This is a genomic window from Candidatus Omnitrophota bacterium (genome assembly GCA_013791745.1).
In the GTDB taxonomy this organism is placed as follows: domain Bacteria; phylum CG03; class CG03; order CG03; family CG03; genus CG03.
This window is the reverse complement of sequence record VMTH01000141.1, coordinates 1-1,139: the sequence shown is the minus strand read 5'-3', so window position 1 is coordinate 1,139 and position 1,139 is coordinate 1. Positions and strand designations below refer to the sequence as shown.

Here is a 1,139-nt window from a genome sequence, read left to right as displayed (position 1 = left end):
CTGGAAGACCCCATAGAATATTTTTTCAAAGACAACAAATCAATCATAACACAGAGAGAGCTCGGCGGAGATATGCTCTCGTATATGGACGCTCTCAAAAACATCGTGAGGGAAGATCCTGATGTGCTGTTCATCGGCGAGATGAGGGATATTGATACCATTGAGGCGGGTATTTCGGCCGCCGAACTGGGTAATCTCGTTTTTTCCACCGTCCACACGATAAACGCTTATCAGACCATATCCCGGATAATTGATTTTTTTCCCATTTCGCATCAGAACCAGGTGCGTCTGCAGCTTTCCGAAACTCTCAGGGCGATCATTTCCATGCGGCTCATGAAAAGCAAAGACGGGTCCCGCATGGTGCCGGTGTGCGAGATCCTGGTGAACACCGAGGCTGTTAAAAAACTTATCGCCGAAAACGAACTTTCCGAAATTTATGATCTCATGGCCAAAGGCGCTTATTATGGAATGCAGACTTTCAATCAGGCGCTCTTCGGCCTTTGCGAAAAAGACATTATAAGCGAGGAAGACGCCCTGGCTGTTTCAACCAACCCTGAAGAATTCAAGCTATACATGAGAGGCGTGGACATGACCACGGCGGCGACGGGTTTCAGCGCAGGCGAAGGCCCCGGCGACCATAAGAGCCAAACCCCGGGCATCAAAAGGAATTTTTAATGGCGCTCCGCGCGGAATAATTCATGGGAAAAACAGTCACTGAGGATTTCGCGGATTTCTCCAAATATCTCGGCTCAGGAGTGAGCGCTTTATTTTCTTTCCGGGCCAGCGGCGACATGAAAGACAGCGCGAATATGGAGGCCTTCGCGAGAAGGCATTTCTCCGGTGCTGTGCCTGTTTACGCCGGCCAGTCGCACGGCACGGTTTTGAAAGAGGTTGATGTGCAGGCCCTCAGCCCGCTGGCGGATGTTGACGCCCTTGTCACCCGCGACAAGAATGTGGTGCTGCTTATTTACACGGCCGACTGCATACCGGTTTATTTTTATGACGCGCAGGCGTCTTTCGCCGGTATCATACACGCCGGATGGAGAGGTATTTCAAAGAACATAATAATTTCAACAATGGACAGCATAGAAAAAAAATATCCCCTGCACATGTCCTCACTGAAAACGGTGATAGGCCCG

The 1,139-nt window shown here is 50.0% G+C and carries 2 protein-coding genes; both read left to right on the top strand.

What is annotated here, in order from left to right; genetic code table 11:
• On the top strand, positions 1-675 hold a 675-nt coding region (locus tag FP827_06705), incomplete at its 5' end, for a type IV pili twitching motility protein PilT (GenBank protein MBA3052758.1).
• 23 nt (positions 676-698) lie between these two features.
• The coding region (locus FP827_06700; GenBank protein ID MBA3052757.1) for a polyphenol oxidase family protein at positions 699-1,139 on the top strand (441 nt) is incomplete at its 3' end.